Source organism: Joostella sp. CR20, from assembly GCF_038433465.1.
Taxonomy (GTDB): Bacteria; Bacteroidota; Bacteroidia; order Flavobacteriales; family Flavobacteriaceae; genus Galbibacter.
Genome location: NZ_JAESVF010000016.1, coordinates 1 through 25,756, shown reverse-complemented (window position 1 = coordinate 25,756; position 25,756 = coordinate 1). Strand labels below are relative to the sequence as shown.

Below are 25,756 nucleotides of genomic sequence, written 5' to 3'. Positions count from 1 at the left end.
TTGAAAGAAAACAAGCATTTAAAACATATTTTAGTACTAAATTTTGCCGTTTTCTGCATAAGTACGTCGGGTGTTTTAGGGAGGTATATAGCATTGCCACCAGAGCAAACTATATTTTTTAGAGCTGTATTGGCCGTAGTTTTTATCTACTTATTCTGTAAATACAAAGGGTATTCTTTAAAAATACAAGCAAAGCAAGATTTAAAAATCATCCTGCTTTGTGGTTTCTTTTTTGGCGTGCATTGGGTAACATATTTTTATGCGTTAAAACTGTCGAGTGTGGCCATTGGGATGCTTTCTATCTACACATACCCCGTGATAACTTCGTTTTTAGAACCTTTAATTTTAAAGAGTCCGTTTCAGAAATTTCATTTAGCCTTGGGAGCCTTGGTGCTTATTGGTGTTTACTTTTTGGTACCCGAATTAAATTTCGATAATCAACATTTTATAGCTGTGTTGGTCGGTATTACTTCAGCATTTTTTTATGCCCTTCGGAATATTTTGATGAAACCAAAAGTAGCAATCTACAACGGTTCAGTGCTCATGCTTTATCAGCTTTTTGTAATTGTAACACTTATGAGTCCGTTATTGTTTTTTGCTGATTTTCCGCAGGTAAAATCACAATTATTACCCATTGCATTTTTAGCGTTAATCACTACCACTGTGGGGCATACGTTACTACTGATGAGTTTTAAACATTTTAGCGCCACAACAGCCAGTATTATGAGTAGTGTACAACCTATTTACGGAATTTTAATGGGGATGCTTTTTCTGAATGAATTTCCCGCAATACATACACTTATTGGTGGTGCTTTAATTTTAACAGCGGTTGTGATTGAAAGTATTCGAACTGTAAAAACAAGCAAAAAAGTTACTACTTAACGTGAGTTCGATGTAAGAATGATGAATATGAGGTAAAATTGACCTATTTAAAAAGTGTTGAAAATCAAGGAAGCAGTGTGGGCTAATAGATAAAAAGCTGTTTGAGCGTAGCGAGTTCTTTTTATCTGTGGCGGTTGTTTCCGTAGATTTTTTGATACTTTTTTAATCAGTCTTGACTTTCCTGCCTACCGCAGGCAGGTTTGTTTCGTTTTTGTGTCAAGACAAAAATGAAATAATTAAAATACAGATAGTTAAAATCGCTCTATATTGATGTTTATATCGAACTGAGGTTACTTAGCCTTTAATTCATTTATAACATCGTAATGACTAAAAACTAAGTGTTTTGGTAGCGTATTGTCTTTTGGTAGAACCGCCAAAAACCTGTCGAAGTTTGAAGTATACACACGCTTTAAAAGCGGTTTTTCGTAAGGTAAAGTTTCCAATATTTCTTTAATAAACTCATCGTGATGGATAAGGTCTGAGCTTCCTAAATGAAAAATCCCTTTTTTATTTCTGTTGATGATGTAGTGAATTTGTTGTGAGAGTTTATCGATATTGGTAACATTCATCACCAAGTCTGGAAACACCTCGTAGGCATCATTTTTATCTAAAAAATACTTGAGTTCTTTAAGTCGCGGAGAGCTACTTCCGAAGACCATAGGTAATCGTGCAATTACATAATTCTTCTCCGGAAGTTGCATCAACGCAGTTTCTATTTTTATTTTGAATTTTCCATATTGACTCATCGATAAAGTTTTATCGTATTCATAAGAAGGAAAATTGCTAAAGGCATCAAAAACATTGGCAGACGATAAGAAAATAAGTTTACTATTACTCGCTCTGCAATAATCTACCAAGTCGATATGCGTATCTATTTGCGCTTCAAAATTACCTCGAAGTGCAGAAATAATAATGTGAGGTCGTACTTTGGTGAGCACTCCAAACAAGTCGTCGTTTTCCATATCAAAATGAAAAAAGTGTTTGTTGTTGGAGTAAATCTTTCCAGTATGATAGGTGCCGTAGGTATCGAAGTACGGGCATAATTCTTTATATAATGCTCCGCCAATAAATCCGCTTGCTCCTAATATTAATATCCTCTTCAATATGTGCCTTTCTGTTTATTTTTTATAAAATGGAAGTTTTACCACTTTTGCTTGCACTTTTTTCTTTCGTATTTGCAAGTAAATTGTAGTTCCTTCTTGTGCATTTTCAGTAGTAACATAACCCATTCCAATACCTTTGTTGAGAGATGGCGCCATTGTACCACTAGTTACGTTTCCGATAACTTCGTCGGCTTCGTTAATAATTTCGTAACCATGTCTAGGAATTCCGCGTTCAATCATTTCAAAACCTACTAGCTTTTTAGAAACCCCAGCTTCTTTTTGTCGTTGTAAAGCTTCAGAGTTTACAAAATCTTTAGAGAATTTTGTAATCCATCCCAATCCAGCTTCCAATGGAGAAGTAGTATCGTCAATATCATTTCCGTAAAGGCAATAACCCATTTCTAATCGCAAAGTATCACGCGCAGCAAGTCCAATAGGTTTTATTCCAAAGTCTTTTCCTGCTTCTAAAACTTTACTCCAAACTTGTTCAACTTCAGTATTTTTACAATAAATTTCAAAACCACCGCTTCCAGTATAACCCGTAGCCGAAATAATTACATGCTTAATACCTGCAAATTCGCCCACTTCAAAACTGTAAAATTTTATAGCTGAAAGGTCAACAGGAGTTAAGGATTGCATTGCTTCCACAGCTTTAGGACCTTGAATAGCTAAAAGCGAATAATCATCTGAAATATTGCGCATATCAGCTCCAAAACTTTCGTTGTATTTAGAAATCCAATTCCAATCTTTTTCAATATTTGAAGCATTTACAACTAGTAAATACTGTTCTTCCTTCATTTTGTAGATAATCAAATCGTCTACAATGCCGCCGTCTTCATTAGGTAAACAAGAATACTGTGCTTTTCCGATAGTTAGTTTGGTAGCGTCGTTACTACTTACTTTTTGAATAAGCGCTAAGGCATTTGGGCCACTAATTAAAAATTCTCCCATATGACTTACATCAAAAACACCTAAATGGTTTCTAACAGTTTCGTGCTCAATATTTACACCTTCGTATTGTACAGGCATGTTATAACCCGCAAACGGAACCATTTTTGCACCCAATTCAATATGGACTTCAGTTAAAGCTGTATTCTTCATTTATTTAATTTTAAAGTATTGCGCCACTATTTGGCGATGCAAAATTATTTAAAATATCAAGAGGAATAAAAACAAACAGAATTTATTTAATTAAAAACCCGTAATGTATCATATTAAGATTAAAATGTCAGGTCGAGCCTGCCTTTGTCGGCAGACAGGCGTAGTCGAGACCTCATTTAAAACTTGTTAAGCCAGATAACCTCTCGACTCCGCTCGAGGTGACAGTGCATTATAACAGATTTAGGAAAATCATATTTATTTACTTGAGTTCGATTCTAATGGTTATCTGTTTATGGAAGCCGACCTATTAAAAAAGTATCTAAAAATCAAGGAAGCAGTGTGGGCTGAAAGATAAAAAGCTGTTTGAGCGTAGCGAGTTCTTTTTATCTGTGGCGGTTGTTTCCGTAGATTTTAAATACTTTTTTAATCAGTCTTGACTTTTTTGTTTCGTTTTTGTGTCAAGACAAAAATGAAAAATAATAACAAACACAATATTAGTTAATTATGCGTTTTATAAAATTGAATTTATAATTGAATTGAGGTTATCAAGATTAAAATGTCAGGTCGAGCGTAGTCGAGACCTCATTTAAAACTTGTTAAGCCAAATAACCTCTCGACTCCGCTCGAGGTGACAGTGTATTATGATGATTACGGACAATCATATTTATTTATACTGAAAGTAAAACGATTGTAATTGAATACAGTTTTTTTAAATGAAAAAAGCTGTCTGAAAGATTCTAAATTCCTCCAAAGAGGGTTTTAGTATAGTCTTTCAGACAGCTAATGTATGTGGTAGATAACTTATCTACTCTTTAAAAAATCCTTTAAATCGTCGTAGGTTTTTATAAAGTGACTTTCTTTCTTTTTGTCAATAACAGCTTTTATTTGCTCGGGAATTGCAACTGAAACTTCTAAAGTACCTTCAACAACATCCAAAAACTTTACAGGATGTGCCGTTTCTAAGAAAACTCCAACAGTGTCTTTATTGTTTTCCTGATACTTTTTGAGTCCTAAATATCCAACTGCCCCATGTGGGTCGGCAATATATCCAGAAGTTTTATAAATAGACTCCATTGTTTTTTTAGTTTCCTCATCGGTATAACTGTAAGAAGAAAAGAGTTTGTTTAGTGCCTCAAAATTGTTGTTGAATAGGTTTTGAATTCGAATAAAATTACTCGGATTTCCAACATCCATAGCATTCGAAATGGTTTGTTTGGATGGCTTCGGACTGTATTTTTGAGTTGACATATACTGGGGCACCGTATCGTTAATATTGGTAGAAGCCACAAAGTGTTTAACAGGTAAACCGAGTTTATAAGCCATCATACCAGCGCATATATTTCCGAAATTTCCACTCGGTACCGAGAATACGAGCTCTTTGTTTTGAGCTTTCAGTTGTTTGTAAGCAAAGAAGAAATAAAACATCTGTGGTAACCATCGCGCCACGTTGATGGAATTTGCCGAGGTTAAATTTTCTTCAGTTAAATTACTGTCTAAAAATGCTGTTTTTACCATTTCTTGGCAGTCATCAAAAACACCGTCAACTTCTAAGGCTGTAATATTTTGCCCAAGTGTAGTGAGTTGCTTTTCTTGGATGTCGCTTACTTTTCCGCTAGGATATAAAATAACGACTTCCACACCTTTAACTCCTAAAAACCCACTTGCTACGGCTCCTCCAGTATCTCCAGAAGTTGCGACCAAAACAGTTACTTTTTCGTCTTTTTTATCTCTGTTGAAATAGCCTAAACAACGCGCCATAAAACGAGCGCCAACATCTTTAAACGCCATTGTTGGTCCGTGGAAGAGTTCGAGCGCATACACATTTTCTTCAACTTTTACCGTTGGAAAATCAAAGCACAAAGTGTCATTAATAATTTCTTTTAAAACGGATATCGGGATTTCGTCACCTACAAATTGCTGAATAACTTCAAAGGCAATTTCTTCGTTGCTATAGTTTTCAATCGAATTGATGAATGCTTCATCTAGTGGTGTAATCGATTCAGGAAAATAAAGTCCGCGGTCTGGAGCAATTCCCTTTACAACGGCATCTTCAAAGCTTGTATATGTTTTATTTTCTTGTGTATCGTTAAGACTGTAATATTTCATGGTTTTGTTGTTGTGCTGTTTTCAAAATTAAAATCGATTTAACTTGAAAACTTTGTTACATAATTTTTATTCCTTCAGTATTTATGGTTGAAACATGGGTGTCGTAAGCAACGCCAAAATCTTTGTAAATTTCTGCCATGGCAGTAGCCACTTTTTTTGCTGTAGCTTCTCCTTTTGATAAAGCAAAAATAGAAGGTCCAGAACCCGAGATTCCGCTTCCGAGTGCCCCTGCATTTTTAGCAGCTTCTTTCACCTTAAAAAAACCAGGAATTAAAGGACTCCGCATCGGTTCTACAATTTCGTCGTGTAAACATCGCGATAGCAAATCGTAGTCTTCCGTATAAAGAGCGCTAACCAGTGCCGCGAGATTACCCCATTGCATAATTGCTTTTTTTAGCGGAATGTTTTGCTTGATAACCGAACGTGCATCGGCAGTTTTTACTTCTATCTGCGGATGAATTACTGTTGCAAAAAGCTCGGATGGTGTTTGAAGTTTAAGTACTTCAAAAGGTTCGTAGCCCTTTACCAATGTAAAACCGCCAAGTAGGGCAGGAGCCACATTGTCGGCATGTGGCGCACCACTAGCTAAGGCTTCTCCCATCATGGCAAATTCCACCAATTTTTCTTTTGAAAAAGGTTTGTTTAATAATTTATTGACGCCAAAAACAGCCCCTGCAGCACTGGCAGCACTACTGCCAATACCGCTCCCAGGCTTTATTTTTTTGTTGATTTCAATTTCAAAACCAAATTCAGAATCAATTTCTTTAAGCATCGCTAATACCGCTACACCAGCAACATTTTTTTCGGTTTCAAGCGGTAAATCTTGCCCAATTATTTTTGTGATTTTCACACCTTTTTCAGGTGTTTTTCTCACAATCATTTCGTCTCCAGTACTGTCAAGACAAAGTCCTAATACATCAAAACCACAAGAAACATTGGCGATGGTAGCTGGGCAAAACAGTTTTATTTCGTTCATCGAGATGCTTTTAAAAATTTCCAATTCGTATAATGTCAGCAAAAATACCCGACGCCGTAACATCGGCTCCAGCTCCAGCACCTTTTATAAGGAGTGGTTGTTCACTGTATCGTTCTGTAAAGAAAAGTACGATATTGTCTTTTCCTTCGAGGTTGTAAAACGGATGGTCGGAAGGGATGTGTTGCAAGCCTACTTTTGCCTTTCCGTTTTCAAACTGTGCTACATATTTTAAACGACAATCTTTGCTAGCGGCTGCTTTGTAAATATCGTCAAAATGCGATTTGTTTTTTACGAGCGATTTGTAAAAATCTGGAACATTTGTGGTATTCAAACTGTCTTCTGGTAAGAAAGATTCGTTTTCAATTTGTTCGATATCCAATTCGTTGCCACTTTCTCTGGCTAGAATTAATATTTTTCGCATTACATCAACACCACTTAAATCGATTTTTGGGTCTGGTTCTGTGTAACCTTCTTCTTGAGCCTGTTTCACAACTTCGTCAAAATTGGTTTGATCGTTAAAGTTGTTGAATACAAAATTTAAACTTCCAGAAAGTACCGCTTGTATTTTTGTTATTTTATCCCCCGAGGCAATTAAATTTTTAAGTGTATCGATAATTGGCAACCCTGCACCAACATTGGTTTCGAATAAAAATGGTGCGTTGTATTGACGTGATAATTCTTTTAAGTGAACGTAGTTTTTATAAGGCGATGATGCAGCAATTTTATTACAAGTAACCACCGAAATACTGTCTTTTAAATAACTTTCGTACGTATTGGCGACAGCTTCGTTGGCGGTATTGTCAACAAAAATACTGTTACGCAAGTTCATAGTTTTTACTTTTTTATAGAACGCATCCAAACCAGTTTCTTCTCCGTTGGCAAGTGCATCTTTCCAGTGCTCAAGGTCGAGTCCGTTTTCGTCAAAAACCATTTTTTTGGAATTCGACAAGGCCACCACACGGATATTTAATTTTAATTGTTTCTTTAAAAATTTTCGTTGTTTTTCAATCTGTGCTAAAAACTTCTCACCAACATTTCCAACCCCCATTACAAATAAGTTGAGCTGTTTGATGTTGTCTTCAAAAAACTGTTCGTGTAGCGTATTGAGCGCTTTTTTTACATCATTTTTATTGATTACTGCTGAAATATTTCTTTCAGAAGCTCCTTGTGCGATAGCGCGGATGTTGACATTGTTTTTTCCGAGCGCACTAAACATACGTCCGCTAAGTCCTTGATGACTCTTCATATTATCACCAACTAAAGCGATAATTGCCAAATCACTTTCAACAACAACAGGATTGATTTTCTTTAGGCTGATTTCGTATTCAAAAGCCTTTTCGAGTGCTACTTTGGCTTTTTCGGCATCTTCAGAAGCAACACCAATACAAATTGAGTGCTCAGATGAAGCCTGCGTAATGAAAACAACACTCACTTTTGCTTCAGAAAGGACTTCGAAAAAACGTTTTGAGATTCCAGAAATACCTACCATTCCACTTCCTTCCAACGAAATAAGAGAAATACTATCTACATGACTTATCCCTCTAACTGCACGGGATTTTCCGTTGGTGTTTTTTGTGATAAGCGTACCAGCTTCGTCGGGAGCAAAGGTGTTTTTTATATGAATTGAAATTCCTTTAGAAAGCACAGGTTGTATGGTTGGCGGATAGAGTACTTTAGCACCAAAATGTGATAACTCCATCGCCTCTTCATAAGAAATATGAGGAATTGCAAAGGCTTGTTTTACTAATTTCGGATTGGCAGTGTACATTCCGCTTACATCTGTCCAGATTTCTAAAGCATCAGCATTAACAGCAGCAGCAATAATGGCAGCAGTATAGTCAGACCCACCACGCCCAAGGGTTGTGCTTTCTCCCTTTTTGGAAGCGGCAACATAACCTGGAACAACAATTAATTGGTACGTTACTGTTCCGAAGTAATTTTCGCACAATTCGTTAGTTGTTTTAAAATCCACAGCAGCTTTACCGAAGTTATCATCGGTTTTAATAAGCATTTTACTGTCTTTATGGATACTGTCGAGACCTTCTTTTATAAAATATTCGTTGATGATAAATGAAGAAAGTAATTCGCCATATCCTACAATTTTATCCAAAAGTTTCGGTGTGGTTTCACCAATTAAAAAAGCCCCTTCAAGCAGTGTTTCTAAAACATTTAATTCGCGTTTTACGTTACTTATTACCTTGCTTTGGTTGTTGATATCGATTAATTCTTGGGCGGTAGAAATATGTCTGTTTTCAATATCAACTAATGTATTTTTATAAGTTTCATCTTGTGCTGCAGCCAATAAAGACGCTTTTACCAGCATGTCGGTAACGCCTCCAAAAGCAGAAACAACTACAACTGTTTTTTCTTCTTTCGATGCTTTTGCAGCAATGTCTTTAACCTTTTGTATGTTTTGTGCGTTGGCTACCGAAGTGCCGCCAAATTTTAATACTTTCATTTGTTAGTTTTTATTTATTTTGATAGCGTACCATCAAAATGGTGTTTAATCGATTGGTTTAATTGGTTTATATTGTGTTTTTAATTGGATATCTGTTTTCTTTTTTGGATGAATGCAACAATAATTTATATGTAAATATTGAGGCATCATTCAGTATTTATAAAAAGAAACTGCTAAGTTTGATTTCAAACAAAGATATACTCAGGACGATATGTAATATGCTATACCCCAAAAGGGGTAATAATTGTAGTGTTACGAATAATAGCAATAATACACGTTTGCACAGATGTGCCCGTAGAAATGGTGTGTATGTTATTAAAACTTTGCATTTGTTTACTCGTATATAGATTTCAAATGTAGTATTTTTATCTTATTAAAAAAACTAAATGTTTATTATTAAGAATTTAATAATTTAACTAAAGAATTGTTGTAAAATGAAGATTTTTTCTAGTGAACAAATACGCCTTGTTGACAAATTAACAATTGAGAAACAAAATATAAGTAGTGCCGATTTGATGGAACGCGCTGGAACAGCAGTGTTTAATTGGATGCAAAACCAATTGACAACGGCGCAAGTGAAAATTCATATATTTTGTGGGGTAGGAAATAATGGAGGTGATGGTTTGGTTGTTGGTCGTCAATTATTAGAAAGCGGTTATAATGTGTCGGTGTATGTGGTGAATTTTAGTGAGCATCGTTCTAAAGATTTTTTACTGAATTACGACCGTATAAAAGGTATAAAACATTGGCCTACGTTAATTACTGAAGACGACGATTTACCAGAAATTGCTCCAAATGACATCGTAGTAGATGCCATTTTTGGAATCGGACTCAACAAACCTGCGGCGGGTTGGGTAACAAATTTGATAAAGCATATTAATAATTCAAACGCTTTTATTTTGTCGATTGATATTCCGTCGGGCTTATACATGGATAAATCACTTTCAGCAAATGAAACAGCTATCAATGCAAGTTATACGCTTACTTTTCAGTTTCCAAAATTGCCTTTTTTTCTGCCAGAAACAGGAGTTTATACTGCCTATTGGGAGGTGTTGGATATTGGTTTAGACCCAGAGTTTATCTATGCTGAAAATACCAACATGCAATACATTACCAAATACGATATTTTGAGAATGTATAAACCTCGAAATAGGTTTTCGCATAAAGGTAACTTTGGTCATGCTTTAATGATTGGTGGTAGCCACGGAAAAATTGGCGCTGTGCTTATGGCAAGCGAAGCTACTTTGCATGCTGGCGCAGGTTTGGTTACTGCGTTTGTGCCTCAATGCGGATATCAAACCATTCAAACGGCTTTTCCAGAGGCAATGGTTATTACCGATGCAAACGAAACTCATATTTCAAATATTTCTTTTGAAATTAATCCTACGGTTATTGGAGTAGGTGTTGGGATTGGTTTGCATGCTGAAACAAAAAATGCCTTAGCAAACTTTTTAGCAACAAACACAAAACCTTTGGTACTCGATGCCGATGCTATAAATATAATTGCTGAAAATAAGGAGTTGCTACAATATGTTAAAGGGAACGCTATTTTTACACCGCATCCGAAGGAGTTGGAGCGACTTGTAGGAAGTTGGAAAGACGATTTTGAGAAACTTGAAAAAGCAAAGCAATTTTCAAAAACGCACGATGTAGTTGTATTGATTAAAGGCGCTTATACTGTTACCGTTTACCACGAGCAATTGTTTTTTAATTCAACCGGAAATGCAGGTATGGCAACCGCAGGAAGTGGCGATGTTTTGACGGGTATCATTACCGGACTCGTTGCTCAAGGGTATAATTTATTACAAGCTGCCTTAATGGGGGTATATTTACACGGTAGTGCTGGTGATTTGGCGGTGCAGCGTTCGGGTGTAGAAGCCTTGACAGCAACCGATATTATTGACTTTACAGGCGATGCATTTTTAAGCTTGATAAGTAAAAACACAAATAATTATCAAGAAAATCCAAACAATGCCTCATAAAATCTAAGCTTTTGGTTAATTGTTTGTAAATACTTGTGTAATTACGACGTAATGTTGATTTTTGGCTGTTTTAATTTCTGAAGTTTTTCTACTGAAGAAATTACTATGATGCTATAAATTATTGATTTGAACATGGACAATTTTTACTATATAAGCGCCGATGTGCTAGATATTGAAGCAATATTTGATGTAATTCATCATGATAAAAAACTGAAATTATCTGATGAAGCCAAAGTAAATATTGAAAATTGCAGAAAGTATTTAGACCAGAAAATGGCGGCCGATAAAAAGCCTGTTTACGGTATCAACACAGGTTTTGGTTCGTTGTGTAATGTGAAAATTGCCGACACGCATTTGAGTCAGCTACAAGAAAATTTAGTGATGTCTCACGCCTGCGGAACAGGGGAGGAAGTACCAACAGAAATTGTAAAACTAATGCTGTTTCTTAAGATTCAATCTTTGAGTTATGGCCACAGTGGCGTACAATTGGCAACGGTAAGTAGATTGATAGATTTTTATAACGAAGATGTTTTACCAGTAGTTTATAGTCAAGGTTCGTTAGGTGCTTCAGGCGATTTGGCGCCTTTGGCACATATAGCTTTACCGCTGTTAGGAAAAGGACTTGTAAATTATAATGGAAAAAAAGTAAGTGCTGAAAAAGTACTTCAAGATAAAAATTGGAGTCCGATTGTTTTGCAGTCAAAAGAAGGATTGGCTTTACTAAACGGAACTCAATTTATGAGCGCGTACGGAGTTTGGAGTATTATAAATGGTTACAAGCTTTCGTATTTAGCCGATTTGATTGGAACTATGTCTTTAGATGCTTTCTGCGGATTAACAGAACCTTTTAATAAGTTGATTCATTTGGTGCGTCCGCATCGTGGACAAATAAAAACTGCAGCTCGTATTCTCGAATTTATCGAAGGAAGTGAAATAGCAGCGCAGCCAAAAACACAAGTTCAAGACCCGTATTCTTTTAGATGTATGCCGCAAGTGCATGGAGCTTCCAAAGATGTTTTAGCACATGTTAGAAAAGTATTTAAAACCGAAATTAATTCGGTTACCGATAACCCAAATATTTTTGTAGAGCAAGACGAAATTATTTCTGGAGGGAATTTTCACGGGCAACCTTTGGCAATGGCGCTCGATTATTTAGGAATTGCTTTAGCAGAGTGGGGAAGTATTTCAGAAAGAAGAACATACCAACTTATATCTGGGCAACGCGGCTTGCCTTCGTTTTTGGTAAACGACCCTGGTTTAAACTCCGGATTTATGATTCCGCAATACACAGCCGCAAGTATTGTAAGTCAAAATAAACAGTTGGCAACTCCGGCCAGTGTCGATTCGATTGTTTCTTCAAACGGACAAGAAGATCATGTGAGTATGGGCGCAAATGCGGCAACGAAATGCTACAAAATTTTAGAAAATTTAAAATCGATTCTAGCAATCGAATTGCTCAATGCTTCACAAGCTTTAGCCTTTAGAAGACCTGCAAAATCTTCAGTAGCAATCGAAAACTTTTACAATGCTTATACTGAAAAAGTGCCATTTGTAGCGAAAGACCGTATTTTTCATGACGATATTATGGCTACGATTTCATTTTTAGAAAGTACAACACTTACTACTGAAATGTTTAAAGATTAATTTCAGAAAAGAAAAAAAGAGAAAATATTGAAGGTAGTGCTTAGTCAAGCTTTTGCAAAGCCCATTTTACAGCGCTATTGATGTCTTTAAAAAGTTTCATTTCTTTTCCGTAGAAATACTTTTCAATTTTAAAATTATGCTTGTAGAGTTCTTTGTCAGAAACCACTGCAATCATCTTTAAATTTGGAATTTCTTTGATATAAGAATAGAGTGCAGGATTTATAGCATATGCATGTTTACGAAGCGAAATGTATGCAAAATCTTCATTTCTGAAATGAATATCTGCAATAGCGATTAAGTCTGAAAGATTTTCAATAGATAAATCGATACCATCGTTAATTACACCCACAGCAAATTTTGGATATATTTCTACATATCCGAAGTCGAGCTTGTACGCTTTTATTAACTCCTTTTTGGTGTCTAACTTAATCATGGCACAAAAATAATTCTTCTTCAATTTATTTTAGAATATTGAAGCTTGTTTTAGATTAACGACATTAATTGTTAGCCAAATAGTAAGCTTTTAAGTTTTTGTTTACACGAAGTAGTGAAAATGACTTTATGCTGAATGAAAAAGGTTCTCTAAAAAGTCATTTAAAATGTCAGGCTAAATTTATTTCTGAATCTCAATACTTTGATTTTTAGAAGTATGAAGAAATAGAGAAGTTCAGTCTAACAAAAAAATAACGCTTTAGAAAACCTTGTTTTTATTTTGAAAACTTTAGGGCTGAAGTATGTGTTACTTCGGTGCCTTCCAGTTAAGTTTCTTTTCAATCGATTTTATCATTAACCCTGCAATATCGATATCGGTTGCAGTTTCTATGCCTTCAAGACCAGGCGAAGAGTTAACTTCTAATAAAAGCGGTCCTTTTGAAGATCTAATAATATCAACCCCAGCAACATCCAATCCCATCGCTTTTGTAGCTTTGATGGCTATTTTCTTTTCTGCGGCAGTCAATTTAACCAAAGAAGCAGTTCCGCCAAGGTGCATATTGGCTCTAAATTCTCCAGGAGGTGCTTCTCTTTGCATTGCCGCAACTACTTTTCCGTCGATTACAAAACAACGTAAGTCTTTTCCGTTGGCTTCTTTTATGAATTCTTGAACTAAAATATTAGCATTTAAACTTTTAAAAGCATTAATAACACTTTCTGCAGCTTTCTTAGTTTCAGCCAATACAACACCTTTTCCTTGCGTACCTTCGAGTAATTTGATAATTAAAGGAGAACCTCCAACCATTTTAATAAGGTCGTTTGTATCAAGCGGAGAATTTGCAAAACCTGTTGTTGGAATGCTGATGCCGTTTTTCAGTAAAAGTTGAAGTGAAAAAAGTTTGTCTCTAGATTGACGAATGGCTTCAGCTCTGTTTAAACAAGATACATTAATAGATTCAAAGTGTCTCGCTAAAGAACATCCGTAGTAAGTCATACTTGGGCGAATACGCGGGATGATAGCATCTAAATCGTTTAAAATTTTACCACCTCTGTAATGAATTTCGGGTGTTTCAGCATCGAGTTTCATATAACATTGCCTGATGTTGAAAAATTCAACCTCATGCCCAAGTCGTTCTCCAGCTTCAATAATTCTTCGGTTACTGTATAAATTTGGATTACTAGCAAGCAGACCAATTTTTAACCCACCCTGAACTTGTACGTTGGCTTTATAGCGTTTGTTTACATCTTCATCGCTTAAATCGCCAAGCATAAAACTACTTTCAGGGTCTACGATAAGTCGACCCATCATGGCTTCACGTCCAAGAAGCATACGGTATCCCATACTATCTCTGTTGGTAAGCGATACTTCGATGTCCCAAGAGGTATCATTTAAATGAAGCGTAGTTTTAATTATATATCGGTTCTCTCGATTTCCTGTAGAACTTTTAATAACACGTTTGTCTACAACCAAAGCCTCGCAATGAATAACCTTTCGACCATTGTTTTGTATTGGATACACATCGAAAGTAACCCAAGTGTCTTTATTTCTTTGGAAAGGTTGAATGTTTACAGCGTGTAAAGCTGAGGTTTTCGCGCCACTGTCGACACGTACTTTGATGGTTGATATATCTAATTCTGGTAATGATACCCATTCTTGGCTACCAATGATGGTTTTGTTGCTCATTTAACTGTTTTTAGTGCTACAAAGAGGGTTTGAGTTTCTAAATATTGCCAAAAAAATATGTTTGTATTTTGAAATTATTTAGAGGGTAACGTTTGCTCTTCTAATTTAAGAAGAATTTTTAAGGCAGTAAAATTAAACAAAAAAACGTGCGATTGTGAAGTCGCACGTTTTAATATTTTATTAAATAATTATGTTTATGATTCGGTAGATTGTTCTGCTTTTGTAATGGCTATTGTTAGCTCATCTTTTTCAGCATCTAAATCCATGAAAATACTATCGCCTTCTGTTAATTTTGAAGTGATAATTTCTTCAGCTAAAGCATCTTCAATATATTTTTGAATTGCTCTTTTTAGTGGTCTAGCACCATATTGTTTATCGAAACCTTTATCAGCAATATAATCTTTTGCTTTTTCGGTAAGTTTTAGGTTGTAGCCTAAACCTTCAATACGTTTGTAAAGTTTCTCCAATTCGATATCGATAATTTTGTGGATATCTTCCTTTTCTAACGGATTAAAGACAACAACATCGTCTATTCTGTTTAAAAACTCTGGAGCAAATGCTTTTTTAAGCGCATTTTCAATAACACTTCTTGAGTGTGCATCGGCTTGTGCCTTTTTGGCAGTTGTACCAAAACCAACTCCTTGACCAAAATCTTTTAATTGACGCGCTCCGATATTGGAAGTCATGATGATAATAGTGTTTCTAAAATCAATTTTTCTTCCCAAACTATCTGTTAAATATCCGTCGTCTAATACTTGTAAAAGCATATTGAAAACGTCTGGATGCGCTTTTTCGACCTCGTCTAAAAGAACAACAGCATAAGGTTTTCTTCTTACTTTTTCGGTAAGCTGACCACCTTCTTCATAGCCTACGTATCCTGGAGGTGCTCCCACAAGTCTGGAAACTGCAAATTTTTCCATGTATTCGCTCATATCGATACGGATAAGCGCGTCTTCAGAATCGAATAACTTTCCTGCAAGAACTTTGGCTAATTGTGTTTTACCAACCCCTGTTTGCCCTAAAAAGATAAACGAACCAATTGGCTTGTCTGGATCTTTAAGTCCGGCACGGTTTCTTTGGATTGCTTTTACAACTTTGGCAACAGCTTCGTCTTGCCCAATTACTTTTCCTTTAATAAGTTCTGGTAACTGCGCTAGTTTAGAACTTTCGGCTTGTGCAATTCGAGTTACAGGAACGCCACTCATCATCGAGATAACGTCTGCAACGCTCTCGTCGGTAACAGTTTCTCTGTGCAATTTGCTTTCCTCTTCCCAACGCTCTTGAGCAACGGCTAGTTCTTTTTCAAGACGTTTTTCGTCGTCTCTTAGCTTGGCTGCTTCTTCGTATTTTTGTTTTTTAACAACCGAATTTTTAAGTTCTTTTACATCTTCTAGCTGTTTTTCAAGTTCTAGAATTTGTTTAGGAACTTCCATATTGGTAATGTGAACACGCGAACCAGCTTCGTCTAATGCATCAATAGCTTTGTCTGGTAAAAACCTATCGGTTAAATAGCGATTGGTTAATTTTACACAAGCTTCAATTGCTTCGTCGGTATAAGTTACATTATGGTGTTCTTCGTATTTGTCTTTTATATTATGAAGAATTTCGATGGTTTCATCAACACTAGTTGGCTCGACAATTACCTTTTGAAATCTTCTTTCTAAAGCACCATCTTTTTCGATGTACTGTCTGTATTCATCTAAAGTAGTAGCTCCAATACATTGAATTTCTCCACGCGCTAATGCAGGTTTAAACATGTTGGAAGCATCTAAACTTCCAGTTGCTCCACCAGCACCAACAATGGTGTGAATTTCATCTATAAATAAAATAATATCGTCGTTCTTTTCAAGCTCGTTCATAACGGCTTTCATACGCTCTTCAAATTGCCCACGGTATTTAGTTCCGGCAACAAGCGAAGCCAAATCGAGGGTAACAACACGTTTATTGTAAAGTATTCTGGATACTTTCTTTTTAATAATTCGAAGCGCTAAACCTTCAGCAATGGCACTTTTACCAACACCAGGTTCTCCAATAAGTAGCGGATTGTTTTTCTTTCTTCTACTTAAAATTTGAGAAACACGTTCAATTTCTTTTTCTCTACCAACAACAGGGTCTAGTTTATTTTCTTCGGCAAGTTGAGTTAAGTCTCTTCCGAAGTTATCTAGCACTGGAGTTTTCGATTTCTTGTTAGATTTTGGTGTGTTTGTAGCACCGCCTCCAAACGGATCTCTACCTTCGTCGCCAGCACCTGTTTCATCTGAAAAAGATTCGGCAGAAGGCGCATCTATATAATCGTCGTCACTTGTAATCATAAGCTTAAATTGTTCTTTTACATTGTCGTAATCAATTTTAAGCTTGTTAAGTAGCTTTGTTGTAGGGTCGTTCTCGTTTCTTAAAATACACAATAATAAGTGCGCGGTATTTATAGAAGAACTTTGAAATAATTTAGCTTCTAGAAAGGTAGTTTTTAATGCGCGTTCTGCTTGTCTGGTAAGGTGTAAGTTGCGCTTGTCGTTAGAAGCGATACCGCTTACCGGATTAGACGGGCTTAATATTTCTACTTTTCGCCTTAAATGCTCTAAATCTATACTTAATGCTGTTAATATATCTATTGCTTTTCCGTTTCCATCACGTAAAAGTCCGAGCATAAGATGTTCTGTACCGATAAAGTCGTGCCCTAAGCGTAAGGCTTCTTCTTTACTGTAAGCAATAACATCTTTTACTCTCGGTGAAAAATTATCATCCATACTTTCTTCCTTTCTTCAATTAAAAATAATAAATCAACTATAAGTAGGCAAAAACTGTACCTTAATTTATTAGATTTAAGTCTACTTTTAGCTAATAGACAAAAAAAACTGTCAAAATCAAAAAAATTAACAGTGAATTTATTAACCTTTTGAGGGCTTGTTTTTGTTGATAAAAACATGAAAAAACCTTGTTGTATAGGATAAAAGCGTCATTAAATTGCGTATATTGGCACGATTTATAATTAAAACATAAATAATTTATATAAATATGGCAGAAGGAGAAAAGCTGATCCCCATTAACATTGAAGATGAGATGAAGTCTGCGTACATTGACTACTCAATGTCGGTCATTGTGTCACGTGCGTTACCAGATGTTAGGGACGGATTAAAACCAGTTCACCGTCGTGTTTTGTTCGGAATGCATGAATTGGGAGTTAGATCTAACAGTTCTTATAAAAAATCTGCAAGAATTGTAGGAGAGGTATTAGGAAAGTATCACCCACACGGGGATTCATCTGTTTACGATACCATGGTGCGTATGGCACAAAGCTGGAGTTTACGATATATGATGGTTGATGGGCAAGGAAACTTCGGGTCGATTGATGGAGATAGTCCAGCAGCAATGCGTTATACCGAGGCTAGGATGCGAAAAATATCGGAAGATATGCTTGCCGATATCGATAAAGACACCGTAGATCATCAGTTAAATTTTGACGATACTTTAAAGGAGCCTAAAGTGCTTCCAACACGTGTTCCTAACTTATTAATTAATGGTGCTTCTGGTATTGCAGTTGGTATGGCTACCAATATGCCTCCGCATAACCTTTCGGAAGTTATCGATGGAACGGTTGCTTATATTGACAATAACGATATCGAAATAGACGAGCTTATTGAATATGTAAAAGCTCCAGATTTTCCAACAGGAGGAATTATTTACGGTTACGATGGCGTTAGAGAAGCGTTTAAAACAGGACGCGGACGTATTGTAATGCGTGCAAAAGCGCATAACGAAGAAGTAAACGGACGTGAGTGTATCGTGGTAACCGAGATTCCTTACCAAGTGAATAAGGCAGATATGATTAAGAAAACTGCCGACTTGGTAAACGATAAAAAAATTGAAGGAATTTCAAACATTCGCGACGAGTCTGATAGAAACGGGATGCGTATCGTTTATATCTTAAAACGCGATGCTATTCCGAACATCGTATTAAATACACTATTTAAATATACAGCACTTCAATCTTCTTTCAGTGTAAATAATATTGCATTGGTAAACGGAAGACCAGAACTACTTAACTTAAAAGAAATGATTCACTATTTTGTGGAGCATCGTCATGAAGTAGTAGTTCGAAGAACAGAATATGAGCTAAGAAAAGCCGAAGAGCGTGCGCATATTTTAGAAGGGTTGATTATTGCTTCTGATAATATTGATGAGGTAATTGCTATTATCCGTGGTTCTAGTAATGCTGATGAAGCACGAGCTAAGTTGATGGAACGTTTTAAACTGACAGAAATTCAAGCCAAGGCAATCGTAGAAATGCGTTTGAGACAGCTTACAGGTTTAGAGCAAGACAAACTTCGTTCGGAATACGACGAAATCATGAAGTTTATCGAAGAGTGTAAAGACATTTTAGCGCGTAAAGAGCGTAGAATGGAAATTATCAAAGAAGAACTTCTTGAAGTAAAAGAAAAATACGGAGACGAAAGACGCTCGCAAATTGAATATGCTGGTGGTGATGTAAGTATCGAAGATATGATTCCAGATGAGCAAGTGGTTATTACCATTTCTCATGCAGGATACATTAAGAGAACACCGCTTACAGAATACAAAACACAAAATAGAGGAGGGGTTGGACAAAAAGGTTCTTCAACAAGAAACGAAGACTTTTTAGAACATTTATTTGTTGGAACCAACCACCAATATATGTTGTTCTTTACTCAAAAAGGAAAATGTTTCTGGATGCGTGTTTATGAAATTCCAGAAGGAAGTAAAACTTCTAAAGGAAGAGCTATTCAGAATTTAATAAATATCGAACAAGACGATAAGGTAAAAGCCTTTATTTGTACGAAGGATTTAAAAGACGAAGAATACATTAACAGTCATTATGTCATAATGGCAACCAAAAAAGGTGTTGTTAAGAAAACTTCGTTAGAACAATATTCTCGTCCGCGTCAAAATGGTATTAACGCTATTACTGTTAGAGAAGGCGATGAGCTATTAGAAGCTAAATTAACTACTGGAAACAGTCAAATATTATTGGCAGTTCGTTCAGGAAAAGCTATTCGTTTTGAAGAAAGTAAAACCCGTCCGATGGGAAGAAATGCCTCTGGAGTACGTGGTATTACACTTGCCGACGATAATGACGAGGTAGTAGGAATGGTTTCTGTTCATAACCTTGAAGAAAATATCTTGGTAGTTTCTGAAAATGGTTACGGAAAACGTACCTATCTTGACGATCCAGAAGATGGAGAGGCTGTTTACCGTATCACAAATCGTGGTGGTAAAGGGGTTAAAACCATGTCGATTACCGAGAAAACTGGTTCGTTGGTAGCTATTAAAAATGTTTCAGATGAAGATGATTTAATGATCATTACCAAATCGGGAGTTGCAATCAGAATGGCAATTGAAGATTTAAGAGTCATGGGGCGTGCTACGCAAGGTGTTAAATTGATTAATCTTAAGAATGATTCTATTGCAGCAGTTGCAAAAGTGATGAAGGAAGAAGATGAAATTGATGACATAGAAAATATCGATGTTGTTGAAGATGGCATGGATATTGAACAGAATAACACCGACGACGAGTCAAACAACAACGAATAAATCCATAACACAAATTATATAACAATGAAAAAACAAGTTTTATTAGCATCTGCAATATTAGTATCTTCATTTGCAATGGCTCAAAAAAACGAGCTAAAAGATGCTGAAAAAGCCTTAGATAATGGAAGTGCTGCAGAAGCAAAAGCAACTTTAGAAACTTTGTCTTCTTCAATTACAACTGCAGACGATAAATACAAAGCGCAGTATTATTTCTTAACAGGAAAGACGTATGCTGACTTAGCTAAAAAGACAGGTTCTGAAAGCGATTATCAAAATGCATACAATTCTTTAAACGAATTGGTTGAATTTGAAAAAGGTTACAAAACTAAATATACAGACGAAGCAAATCAAATTCTTGAAAAATTATCTGGAGATGTTGTAAATGCAGCTATTCAAGATAACAACAACCAAGACTTTGCTAATGCAGCAAGCAAGTTACATTTGGCTTACCAAATGAGCGGTAATGAAGATTACCTTTACTACGCGGCATCAAGTGCTGTAAACGGTTCTGATTACGACAAAGCTTTAGCTTATTACGAGCAGTTAAAAGACAACGGATATACTGGAGAAAGCACTTCGTATCTGGCAGTTAATAAAGAAACTGGTGAAGTTGAAAACTTAGGAAGTGAGCAAAACCGTGATTTAATGGTTAAAACTGGTCAATATTCAAACCCTACAGAAGAGGTTACTGAGTCTAGAATGCCAGAAATCGTTAAAAACATTGCTTTAATTTACAACGAAAAGGGAGAAACTGAAAAAGCAGCTGCAGCTATTAAAGATGCACGTGAAGCAAACCCAGAAGATATTAACTTATTGCTTACTGAGGCAAATATGTACATCAAAATGGGAGATAAGGCTAAATTCCAATCTTTAATGGAAGAAGCTATTCAGAAAGATCCAAACAACCCAACACTTTATTACAACTTGGGAGTTATTTTAGCTGAACAAGGAAATAAAGACAAGGCTAAAGAGTATTACGAAAAAGCATTGCAGTTAGATCCAGAAAATGAAAACGTTTATTTAAACATGGCTTCTTTAATTCTTTCTGATGAAAAAGCAATGGTTGAAGAAATGAACGGTTTAGGAAACTCTGCTACAGACAACAAGAGATACGATGAATTAAAAGGACAACGTGAAGATTTATACAGATCTGCGGTTCCTTACCTTGAAAAAATTCTTGTAATTAATCCAAACAACGTAGATGCAGTAAGAACACTTATGAACATTTACGGAACTATTGGAGAGTCTGCAAAGTATAAAGAAATGAAAGATAAATTGGCTACTTTAGAGCAATAGTCCAACTTATTTAAGTATAAAAAAAGCACCGTGAAAACGGTGCTTTTTTAGTTTATGGAATTTTATTATTTACTATACAATATAAAATATTTTCTTATTGTGGTTTTTTTTATATTTTTAGTAAGAATTAAATAAAAATAACATGAAATATTTTTTAGGAATTTATTTATCACTGTTTTCTATTGCTTATAATGTAGTGTATTCACAATATAAAGAAAGTTTATCTCCAGAAGAACTTCAAAAAGGACTTTTTCAACAAGCAGGACCAGGAGATAATAATACATTAGGTTGGGCATATCCGTATGGTTCTAAAATAACAATGAATGCTGGGGCATATAGAAACTTTGAGTTACTTACTACTAGCTACCCTAACGGGGAACTAAAGTTGAGGCAATGGTATCCTAAAAATAATGCTTGGTCAAATTGGCGAACTGTTCTTGTAACTGATGAAGATGATTTCTTAGGTCTTGGGGTGCTAGAGCCTAAAGCTAGGTTGGATGTGTATAAAGAGATTCGAATTAGTAGCTTAAAAGAAAGAGAGAGTTCTTTTTTTCGAATAAATAGGGGTAGTTCAGGACGTGATACAGGAGCGATTTCTTTTGGTCAAGGAGGTGAATATGTATGGTATACGGGGCTTTTGTATAGAGGAGGAGCACCTAATTCTGATTTTTTTATAAGTCAAAAACATCAAATTGTTGATGGTTCTGGAGTGTTTGTCCATACTCCAGAACTTACAATTACCCAAGCAGGAAATATAGGGATAGGAACAATAAAACCTGATTCTAAACTCACTGTAAAAGGTAACATCCATACGCAAGAAGTAAAGGTAGACTTGGCAGGAGCTGTAGCGCCAGATTATGTTTTTAAAGATGATTATAAGTTAAAAACTTTGGATGAAGTAAAAGCTTACATTAATAATAAAGGGCACTTACCCAATATTCCTTCAGCTAAAGAGATGGAAGAAGAAGGGATTAACCTAAAAGAAATGAATTTAAAGCTTCTTGAAAAAATAGAGGAGCTAACATTATATGTGATTGAACAAGAAAAGAGAATTAAAAGATTAGAAAATTAAAAACAAGAAAGAGTAATAAATACTTTGTGCAGCCAAAATAGGCACTATTCGAAAACTATTAAAATATTAAATTTAAGTAATTTAAATTTATTATAAAAAATTAAAGCGTGTTGTTGATATTTATGTAGTAAAACATAAAATATAAGAACAACCCGTTGTGTGCACAATATTGGACAAAGATGTAAATAGAAATGAAGATAGTACCGCTTATTCTAAAACCAAAGCAAGGATTTTCCGCAATTGTTCCATTGATAGAGTTCTTCAATACTATTCTATATATGTTAAAGATAGGTGTTCAATGGTGTCACTTTCCAGTTAAAGTCTTGTTTAAACAAAGGATAATTACTTTGAACGTGGTCTATTATAATCGTAAAAATGGTGTGTTAGTTCTTTTAAACCCTGTAAAAAGGAACTTGATATATATTTTTTGATTTAAATGAAAGTCATACCCCTTTGATAAAATGGGGGTTTGGATGTCAAGGAAAGAAAAAACGTAAAACTACAATAAGGTGAACGAATTAAATAAATTAACATTAAATTAATATATGATAATGAAATACTTTATAAAGAAAAGGATTATTTTATTTATAATGTTTTTAGGAGCTCTGATTTTGAATATTGAATGTATAAGGGGACAAAACGGTAATATAAATTTAAATAGAGTAATACCACCCTCTCCCGAAGCATCTTCATTAGGTAAATTTACCGAAATCCCTGTGTCTTTTTATACAGGTTTGCCTAATATAAATGTTCCTCTTTGGGAATTTAAGGTGGGTAATAAGATATTTCCTATTAGAATAGATTATCACTCGCGAGGGATTAAAGTTAATGAAATATCTTCTAGGGTAGGGACTGGATGGACACTAAATGCGGGGGGGCTTATTAGCAGGCAAGTGAGACATATATCTGATGATGAACGACCATATGGATATTTGATGAAAAATAATAGTTTAATTCCTAAACTCGCTTCTGGGGAGTGGTTTTCTAATCTTGAAGCACGACATGATTTTATTGGTCAAAATGTAGATATATTGGAAGGTACCGACCGTGTTCCTGATATGTTCAACCTTCAAGTTAACGAATTATCAGCAAAATTTATATTAGACTACAATCCACCTTATAAACCCATAATTCAAAAATTTGATGACCTTAAATTGCTTTATAGTACGGATGCTGAAGGGAGGGTTACTGGTTTTGTTTTAACCGATATGGAAGGATATAAATATTATTTTGGAGTTTCAAAAGATGGAAATAGGAGATCTCAAGACTGGGAAAAAAGTATAGGAAATTATGTTTTTTCTTACATATCTGGTGATTACAGGTTAACTTCTAATCCTTTTTACAAAACTTATAATACTTGGCACTTGATGGATATTGAAAGTCCATTTGGAGATTTAGCAAGTTTTGTATACGAGGAAGAAATTTCAACTTTTTTTAGAAGATCATATGATATAAAAGAAGGAAATGATGTATTTAACTATACATCAAAAATAGAGAGCCATCAATATCAATTAAAAAAAATCGTTTACGAAGGTGGTAGAATTGAATTTAACAGGGTTTTGAACTTTGAAAGAGAGGATTTAAAAGGAAGTTATGCATTAGATAATGTTTCAATATATGATGGTGAATATAACTTCATAAAATCCTTTCATTTTAACTACAGCTATAATATAGCTAACGAAAATAGGAATGTATTGTCAATACTTAAAGATATGGAGCACGAAGCTTCAAAACGACTGTTTTTGGATTCAATTATAGAAAAGGGGGAAGGCGAGAAGTTTTTACCTCCTTATATTTTTTCGTATAAAGAGGGTGAACTTCCAAATAGGTTTTCAAATTCACAAGATTATTGGGGATATTACAATGGAGCTAATAATGGACCTTTTCTTACATTTTTTGATTATGGATATCACGAAATAGATAGATCTGTTGATACTCAAAAATCTGGAATAGGGATTTTAAACAAGATTACATATCCTACCGGTGGAACTACCAAATTTATCTATGATGATAATAAGGGGAGGTTAGGATATGAATATAGAAATGTTCTGTTGCCACGTATAAATCCTAGAGATGATGGGGATAATCCCAAAACAGTTTTTCTTGGAAGTTTAATGTATAATGATCAAATGATCTATGATGGTAATACATATAAAAAAACTTTTGAGATTGGTGAAGGGTTGGTTGGACATCTAGATTATAATGTATGGTTTCAGGATATAAGGAAGTGCCAAGAAATGAATGTTACAACTGACTGTCGATTTCGGGTTTATCTTCAAGGGGAGGGGAAGACATATGATTTGTTAATAGGTAGTGGAAAGATAGTTAATATTCCTCCTGGGAGATATACTTTAATTGTCGATCCAATATTAAGTATTCATGACCCAATTAACAATAATAATGATCATTTTACAGTTAATGTAAATTGGACTGAAGAGCAACTTAGTGGGAATGTCCTATACGCAGGAGGAAAGCGAATTAGACGGATAGAGTTTATGGATGAAAATAATGCTCTTCTAAACTTTAAGGAGTATGGATATGAATATGGGGAAATTTTAAGTGTTGCATCTTTTTATTCATATAAAGAACCATCAGCATCAAATTATATAACATTAGAGCCTTTAGGTGCAGTTCCTAGCAGTCCATTAAGTACTTACCAAGGAAATTCAATTGGTTATGGGAGAGTAACAGAATATAAGGGAGGGAAGGAAATGAATATAGGTAAAACTGTTTTTGATTTCACAATGCAGCCTGATACAGGGGGGCACACAAGTTTTCCATATCATCCCCCAACGGATAACCAATGGCTTAGGGGGCTTTTGCTAACTAAGAAAATGTATAAAAAGGAGCTTAACGATAATTATAATTTGGTAAAACAGACAGATTATTTCTATTCCTATGGAGATTTTAGTAGTGGGAATGAGGGCAGTATCCCGTTGATATTTACACCAAACTCCAAGAGAATGGATATTGATGAGAGTTTGGTTTATACCAGTAATATAATTGATGAAGGCTTACCGTATGATTATACTAGGACACTATATAGAATTCCTTTTATACAGCTTTATTATCCAAATTCAGAAAGTGTTTTAAGTGGCGATATGAAATATAAGATTTATTATTTCACTGGAGGAACTTTAAAGAACACCAAAGTAGATGAGACATTCTATTCTAAAGATGGTAAATCATTAATGAAAGAAATGCAAAACAATTTCAATTATAATAAGCATTATCAAATTAATAGTGTATTTAATCAATTAAGTAACGGAAAAACACTCACCACCAAGACATTTTACCCCGACGACATCACGAGCCCTTCTTTTCTAGCAGGAGGCAACTTAACTCCTGTAGAATATGCTGCGATAGATAGATTAAAAGCAGTTAGAGACAATGGGACAGCAGGTTTACATAGAATATCAGCACCTATTCAAGTAGAAACCTATAAGGACAAT

At 35.2% G+C, this 25,756-nt stretch carries 15 protein-coding genes; 7 read left to right on the top strand and 8 right to left on the bottom strand.

Going from position 1 to position 25,756, the window contains the following annotated elements; genetic code table 11:
* The gene (locus JMA43_RS13315) at nt 1-882 is read left to right on the top strand and encodes a DMT family transporter (RefSeq protein ID WP_342157180.1); all 882 of its coding nucleotides are present in this window, start codon (nt 1-3) and stop codon (nt 880-882) included.
* A gap of 290 nt (nt 883-1,172) precedes the next feature.
* Here the strand turns inward: JMA43_RS13315 and JMA43_RS13310 are convergent, their stop codons facing one another.
* From JMA43_RS13310 to thrA, 5 genes are all read right to left on the bottom strand, one after another.
* Nucleotides 1,173-1,985: a sugar nucleotide-binding protein gene (locus JMA43_RS13310; RefSeq protein ID WP_342157179.1), complete on the bottom strand. Its 813-nt coding sequence runs from the start codon at nt 1,983-1,985 to the stop codon at nt 1,173-1,175.
* A gap of 15 nt (nt 1,986-2,000) precedes the next feature.
* On the bottom strand, nt 2,001-3,086 hold the full coding sequence (gcvT, locus tag JMA43_RS13305) for a glycine cleavage system aminomethyltransferase GcvT (protein WP_342157177.1): 1,086 nt from the start codon (nt 3,084-3,086) through the stop codon (nt 2,001-2,003).
* 801 nt (nt 3,087-3,887) lie between these two features.
* A complete protein-coding gene (gene thrC / locus JMA43_RS13300; protein ID WP_342157175.1) occupies nt 3,888-5,192 on the bottom strand; it encodes a threonine synthase in 1,305 nt (434 codons plus the stop codon).
* Nucleotides 5,193-5,247: 55 nt separating this feature from the next.
* On the bottom strand, nt 5,248-6,168 hold the full coding sequence (locus tag JMA43_RS13295; RefSeq protein WP_342157174.1) for a homoserine kinase: 921 nt from the start codon (nt 6,166-6,168) through the stop codon (nt 5,248-5,250).
* A gap of 10 nt (nt 6,169-6,178) precedes the next feature.
* A complete protein-coding gene (thrA, locus tag JMA43_RS13290) occupies nt 6,179-8,626 on the bottom strand; it encodes a bifunctional aspartate kinase/homoserine dehydrogenase I (RefSeq protein WP_342157173.1) in 2,448 nt (815 codons plus the stop codon).
* 434 nt (nt 8,627-9,060) lie between these two features.
* On the opposite strand from thrA, the gene JMA43_RS13285 reads away from it, so the two are divergent.
* Together JMA43_RS13285 and hutH are read left to right on the top strand one after the other, a co-directional pair.
* Nucleotides 9,061-10,608 carry an NAD(P)H-hydrate dehydratase gene (locus JMA43_RS13285; protein WP_342157171.1) on the top strand — a complete coding sequence of 516 codons (1,548 nt, stop codon included), beginning with the start codon at nt 9,061-9,063 and terminating at the stop codon, nt 10,606-10,608.
* A gap of 132 nt (nt 10,609-10,740) precedes the next feature.
* Entirely contained in the window at nt 10,741-12,252 is a 1,512-nt protein-coding gene (hutH, locus tag JMA43_RS13280) for a histidine ammonia-lyase (protein WP_342157169.1), read from the top strand.
* Between the two features lie 40 nt (nt 12,253-12,292).
* Here hutH and JMA43_RS13275 read toward each other — a convergent pair whose 3' ends face one another.
* The 3 genes from JMA43_RS13275 to JMA43_RS13265 form a co-directional block, all read right to left on the bottom strand.
* On the bottom strand, nt 12,293-12,709 hold the full coding sequence (locus JMA43_RS13275) for an STAS/SEC14 domain-containing protein (protein ID WP_342157167.1): 417 nt from the start codon (nt 12,707-12,709) through the stop codon (nt 12,293-12,295).
* A 282-nt stretch (nt 12,710-12,991) separates the two neighbouring features.
* On the bottom strand, nt 12,992-14,368 hold the full coding sequence (gene rimK / locus JMA43_RS13270) for a 30S ribosomal protein S6--L-glutamate ligase (RefSeq protein ID WP_342157166.1): 1,377 nt from the start codon (nt 14,366-14,368) through the stop codon (nt 12,992-12,994).
* 194 nt (nt 14,369-14,562) lie between these two features.
* Nucleotides 14,563-17,115 carry an ATP-dependent Clp protease ATP-binding subunit gene (locus JMA43_RS13265; RefSeq protein WP_342157165.1) on the bottom strand — a complete coding sequence of 851 codons (2,553 nt, stop codon included), beginning with the start codon at nt 17,113-17,115 and terminating at the stop codon, nt 14,563-14,565.
* 268 nt (nt 17,116-17,383) lie between these two features.
* On the opposite strand from JMA43_RS13265, the gene gyrA reads away from it, so the two are divergent.
* From gyrA to JMA43_RS13245, 4 genes are all read left to right on the top strand, one after another.
* Nucleotides 17,384-19,936: a DNA gyrase subunit A gene (gene gyrA / locus JMA43_RS13260; protein ID WP_342157163.1), complete on the top strand. Its 2,553-nt coding sequence runs from the start codon at nt 17,384-17,386 to the stop codon at nt 19,934-19,936.
* Between the two features lie 24 nt (nt 19,937-19,960).
* Nucleotides 19,961-21,232 carry a tetratricopeptide repeat protein gene (locus JMA43_RS13255; protein ID WP_342157162.1) on the top strand — a complete coding sequence of 424 codons (1,272 nt, stop codon included), beginning with the start codon at nt 19,961-19,963 and terminating at the stop codon, nt 21,230-21,232.
* Nucleotides 21,233-21,374: 142 nt separating this feature from the next.
* The gene (locus JMA43_RS13250) at nt 21,375-22,304 is read left to right on the top strand and encodes a hypothetical protein (protein WP_342157161.1); all 930 of its coding nucleotides are present in this window, start codon (nt 21,375-21,377) and stop codon (nt 22,302-22,304) included.
* 551 nt (nt 22,305-22,855) lie between these two features.
* A partial coding sequence (locus JMA43_RS13245) for a hypothetical protein (RefSeq protein WP_342157160.1) occupies nt 22,856-25,756 on the top strand: 2,901 nt, incomplete at its 3' end.

What these genes read in the sequence shown, in the direction of transcription:
- gcvT (WP_342157177.1), bottom strand. Translation starts at nt 3,086, where the DNA reads ATGAAGAATACAGCTTTAACTGAAGTCCATATTGAATTGGGTGCAAAA.
- thrC (WP_342157175.1), bottom strand. Translation starts at nt 5,192, where the DNA reads ATGAAATATTACAGTCTTAACGATACACAAGAAAATAAAACATATACA.
- JMA43_RS13295 (WP_342157174.1), bottom strand. Translation starts at nt 6,168, where the DNA reads ATGAACGAAATAAAACTGTTTTGCCCAGCTACCATCGCCAATGTTTCT.
- thrA (WP_342157173.1), bottom strand. Translation starts at nt 8,626, where the DNA reads ATGAAAGTATTAAAATTTGGCGGCACTTCGGTAGCCAACGCACAAAAC.
- JMA43_RS13285 (WP_342157171.1), top strand. Translation starts at nt 9,061, where the DNA reads ATGAAGATTTTTTCTAGTGAACAAATACGCCTTGTTGACAAATTAACA.
- hutH (WP_342157169.1), top strand. Translation starts at nt 10,741, where the DNA reads ATGGACAATTTTTACTATATAAGCGCCGATGTGCTAGATATTGAAGCA.
- rimK (WP_342157166.1), bottom strand. Translation starts at nt 14,368, where the DNA reads ATGAGCAACAAAACCATCATTGGTAGCCAAGAATGGGTATCATTACCA.
- JMA43_RS13265 (WP_342157165.1), bottom strand. Translation starts at nt 17,115, where the DNA reads ATGGATGATAATTTTTCACCGAGAGTAAAAGATGTTATTGCTTACAGT.
- gyrA (WP_342157163.1), top strand. Translation starts at nt 17,384, where the DNA reads ATGGCAGAAGGAGAAAAGCTGATCCCCATTAACATTGAAGATGAGATG.
- JMA43_RS13255 (WP_342157162.1), top strand. Translation starts at nt 19,961, where the DNA reads ATGAAAAAACAAGTTTTATTAGCATCTGCAATATTAGTATCTTCATTT.
- JMA43_RS13250 (WP_342157161.1), top strand. Translation starts at nt 21,375, where the DNA reads ATGAAATATTTTTTAGGAATTTATTTATCACTGTTTTCTATTGCTTAT.